Annotated in this window: 3 protein-coding genes and 1 pseudogene; 2 read left to right on the top strand and 2 right to left on the bottom strand. The window is 59.2% G+C overall.

Features of this window, described 5'->3' with window-relative positions:
- Window positions 1-424: 424 nt before the first annotated feature.
- Window positions 425-1495 (top strand): group II intron reverse transcriptase/maturase, encoded by a 1071-nt coding sequence (gene ltrA, locus C7H10_RS03155; protein WP_244178170.1) that lies wholly within the window; start codon window positions 425-427, stop codon window positions 1493-1495.
- A gap of 41 nt (window positions 1496-1536) precedes the next feature.
- On the opposite strand, the gene istB is transcribed toward ltrA, so the two are convergent.
- Window positions 1537-2340, bottom strand: a complete 804-nt coding sequence (istB, locus tag C7H10_RS03160; protein WP_106693726.1) for an IS21-like element helper ATPase IstB — start codon at window positions 2338-2340, stop codon at window positions 1537-1539.
- Window positions 2337-3521, bottom strand: a complete 1185-nt coding sequence (istA, locus tag C7H10_RS03165; protein ID WP_106693727.1) for an IS21 family transposase — start codon at window positions 3519-3521, stop codon at window positions 2337-2339. The genes istB and istA overlap by 4 nt, the downstream gene beginning before the upstream one ends.
- A gap of 116 nt (window positions 3522-3637) precedes the next feature.
- Between istA and C7H10_RS03170 the strand changes: the two are divergent.
- Window positions 3638-3898: pseudogene (locus tag C7H10_RS03170) on the top strand (group II intron reverse transcriptase/maturase); the annotation flags it as partial.
- Window positions 3899-3980: the final 82 nt, after the last annotated feature.

Raw genomic sequence — 3980 nt, forward strand, 5'->3', positions numbered from 1 at the left:
GCGTGTGTGCCGGGCATGGCACAGAACTAGGGAGGTGAAAGTCCTCCTGCCAGGTGTTCGCAGAGCCGAAGGCTAGGAGAAGGGCAAGGGCGTCATCGCGAGGTGGGGTCTGAAGGAAGCCCAATCCAAAGCGGCGGGGCGACGAACAGGAACCCGATACGAGGTGTGGTACACCCGGGGCGAGCGGGCACGTGACCGCGAAGCCCTCCTTCTGCGACTGGGGTGTGCTTTATAAATCGGGCGTCTACGCCGTGAAAGCTCTGTGCCTTACCCCGGGAGGTCTGCCACGTGTGGACGGACCCACTGAGAGACGAGCGATCGCCTCTGATCGCGTGGCAGAAATCAGCCGAGGGCATAGTAGGTTCGCCCGTGAACCGAAGGCCCGAACAGAGACAGGAGTCGAGTGTCCGTGCAGGGAAACGGGATGGCATCCGCAAAGCAGCTTGTGCTGCCCCTGGTGAAACCAGGGGATGAACCCGTTGCCGGAAATCGGGAGAACTCGCACTCCGTTCAACCCTCACCGTGGATGGCGCGTGTATTGAGCAGGGACAACCTCAATCGCGCCCTGAAACAGGTTCGACGTAACAAGGGAGCGCCGGGCATCGACGGCATGACCGTGGATGAACTACCGGATTATCTGCGCCAACATTGGCCCGAGATCCGGCAGCAACTGCTCCAGCAGACCTACCGACCCAAGCCGGTCCGGCGGGTCACCATCCCCAAAGCCAACGGCGGTTCTCGCCCTCTGGGTATCCCGACGGTGCTGGATCGCTTCATCCAGCAGGCAATCGCTCAGGTGATCCAGCAGGACTGGGAACCCCGCTTCCACCCACACAGCTATGGCTTCCGCCCGGGGCGTTCTGCCCATCAGGCAGTCCGATACGGACAGCACTGTGCTCGGGAAGGCCGTAACTGGGTAGTGGACCTGGACCTGGAAGCCTTCTTCGACCGGGTAAATCACGATCGCCTGATGGCACGGCTGAAACGGCATACGCCGGACAGGCCGCTGCTCAGGCTGATCAACTGGTATCTGAAGGCAGGCGTTCAGATCGGCAACCGCAAAGCCCCGACACCCGAGGGCGTGCCACAAGGCGGGCCACTGTCTCCGGTACTGGCGAATGTGGTGCTGGACGAACTGGACTGGGAGCTGGAACGGCGCAACCTGAAATTTGCCCGCTACGCGGATGACTGCCAGATCTACGTTGGCAGTCGCCGTGCAGGCGAGCGGGTGATGGTGAGTCTGACGCGCTTTATCGAGGACTCGCTGAGGCTCACAGTGAATACACGAAAGAGCGCGGTGGACCGGCCCTGGAAGCGAAGCTTCCTGGGCTTCACCCTCAGCCGGAAAGGGCAGCGACTGAAGGTGGCAGACAAAGCCATCAGCAAGCTGAAAACCCAGATCCGGATACTGAGCCGCCGAACACGGGGCCACTCACTGGCCCAGGTGATCGCAGATCTGAAAGAGACCCTGCTTGGTTGGTGTCAACAACAGTGAGTTTTGACCGCATTTTATCAGTTTAGATTGTCCGGTTTTCATCAGTTTTCAGTGACCGCTTTTCGAGTGTCTGTGTCTTCAGGTTCCTCCTGTTGTGGGCTAGTACCGGGAACGAGTCCGGCTTTCCGTTTGTCCTTCAACCGGTAGCTTTCGCCCTTGATGTTCAGTGTCGTTGAGTGGTGCAGCAGCCGATCCAGTATTGCGGTGGCGATGACCTGATCTCCGAACACCTCACCCCAGTCCATAAAGCTCTTGTTGGACGTCAGGATGGTGCAGGCGCGCTCATAACGACGGTTGATCAGCCGGAAGAACAGGCTGGCTTCCTCCCGGGTCATGGGCAGGTAACCGATCTCATCCAGTATCAGGACTTTCGGGTAACTCAGTTGTTGCAGTTGCCGGTCCAGCCGGTTTTCCTGCCGCGCTTTCATCAGAGTGCTTACCAGGCGATCTAAAGTCATGAACAGAACCCGGTGCCCGGCTTCCGCAGCCTTCACGCCAAGAGCCACCGACAGATGGGTTTTACCCACCCCGGGTGGTCCGAGCAGGATCACGTTTTCATTGCGCTCCACGAACCCCAGTCCGGACAGGTCCCGGATCAGCTTGCGGTCGATGCTCGGCTGGAAGCTGAAGTCGAATTGCTCCAGGCTTTTGATCCAGGGCAGCCGGGCCTGCTTCAGGCGGGTATCCAGGCCTTTCTGGTGGCGACCACCCCATTCCTGGGCCAGCGCCTGTTCCAGGAACTCCCGGTAGTTCAGGTCTTTCTTGCTGGCATGTTCACAGAGACTGTCCAGCGTGGCTTGGAGGTGGTCCATCTTGAGCCGGTCGAGGAGTTGGTCAAGGTTCATTGGAGCACCTCCTCATACACCGCCAGGCTTCGGTGCTGCACCGGCATCACGTCCTGCCACAAGGGGCTATGGTGGTCCTCCAAGACCTGCCAGCCGTCCTTGCGATCCGTGAGTCGGTGGCGGGCCACTTCCTGACCACGGATGTCGTAGACGGTCAGTTCATCATCCAGGCTGATACGGATCGTGACCTGCTGACCACAGCACTGGGCGGGCACACTGTACCGATTCCCCCGGACATCAATGTAGGCATCCCAACCGACATGGCGGACATCGTAGTATCGAGTGTCGAAGTTCGTTGCCGGCCTTGCCAGCAGGTGTGGCTTCTCGACGTCGAACCGCTCCAGCGGTGTTTGCTGGAACTGCCGCAGCAAACGTTGATGGGCACAGGTTGTTAACCAGTGCTCCAGCAACTGATTCAGGTGTGCGTAGCTGTCGAAGCTGCGGTACCGCTGGAAGAAGTGGTGCTTTACGTAGCCCACCATCCGCTCGGTCTTGCCCTTGGTTCTGGGGCGCTGAGGACGACAGGCTTTGGCAACGAACCCATAATGATTGGCCAGCTCCAGGAAGCCGGTATTGAAGGTGACCTTGCCATCACGGTCATGGCGCACCACCGCCGCTTTCTGGTTATCCACCAGAACACTGGCGGGGACGCCATCAAAGTACCGGAAGGCTTGCACCAGGGACTCGTAGGTGTGCTCAGCATCCTGGCGTGGGCCGGCCCAGACGTGAAGGTATCGGGAGTAGCCCAACACGTTCACGGCGATGTTGACGGTACAGATCCGACCACCGACTTCGGTCCGGATCTGGCCCCAGTCATGCTGGAGCTGCTTGCCCGGCTGCGTCTCGTAACGAACCGTTTGCTTACTGGCTCGAAGGGGGCGCTTGGGTTGTATGTACTCGCGGACCAGTGTTGAGGAGCCGCTGTACCCTTGCTCTCGCAACTGCTGGAAAATGACCTCGGCGTTCCAGACCTCATTCGCCAACTGCTGATCGATAAAAGGCTTGAAGGGGTCCAGCTTGCTGGGCCGACGCGTTTTGGGCTTGCCCGTCGGTGGCGCTGGCAGGGCCAGATAACGTCGCACAGTGCGTTCTGAACAGCCAATCCGGTGGGCAATGTCCACGATGTGTGCCCCTTGTACCCGTAGTTGCTTTATCATGAGAAAGTCCTCTCGGCTTTGCATGAGTCTTTTCCTTTCAGGTTTCGTCACCTTCAAGAAAAGGCCATGCGGGTCGGGAGGACAATCTATCCTGACAATTTACGGACTTTTAGCACTGTTGCTGACATTGGAAAGCGTACTTCGATGCAGCCGAAGTACTGAGCCCGCTGCGAGACCTGGACAAGTGGATACGGCGGAGAATGAGAAGTTACGTGTGGAAGCAATGGGGCCGAAGGGGGTATCGTGAGCTGAGAAAGCGGGGTGTCTCGGTCAAACTGGCCTGGAACACCGCCAAATCAGCCCACGGCCCGTGGCGGCTGAGTCATTCGCCGGCCCTGCGGGAAGCCTTACCGGCCCGGTTGTTTCGGAGCTATGGACTGCCGGAATTGGCAGTACGGTAACGGGTTGAATCAAGTCACTGAATCGCCGTGGTACGTGATCCGTATGCCCGGTGATGTGGGAGGAGGGGCATCGTGAGGTGCC

Source organism: Marinobacter shengliensis, assembly GCF_003007715.1.
Lineage (GTDB): Bacteria > Pseudomonadota > Gammaproteobacteria > Pseudomonadales > Oleiphilaceae > Marinobacter > Marinobacter shengliensis.

Bases quoted from the DNA above. Each gene is read 5' to 3' on its own strand.
- istA (WP_106693727.1), bottom strand. From the start codon at position 3,521: ATGCAAAGCCGAGAGGACTTTCTCATGATAAAGCAACTACGGGTACAA.
- istB (WP_106693726.1), bottom strand. From the start codon at position 2,340: ATGAACCTTGACCAACTCCTCGACCGGCTCAAGATGGACCACCTCCAA.
- ltrA (WP_244178170.1), top strand. From the start codon at position 425: ATGGCATCCGCAAAGCAGCTTGTGCTGCCCCTGGTGAAACCAGGGGAT.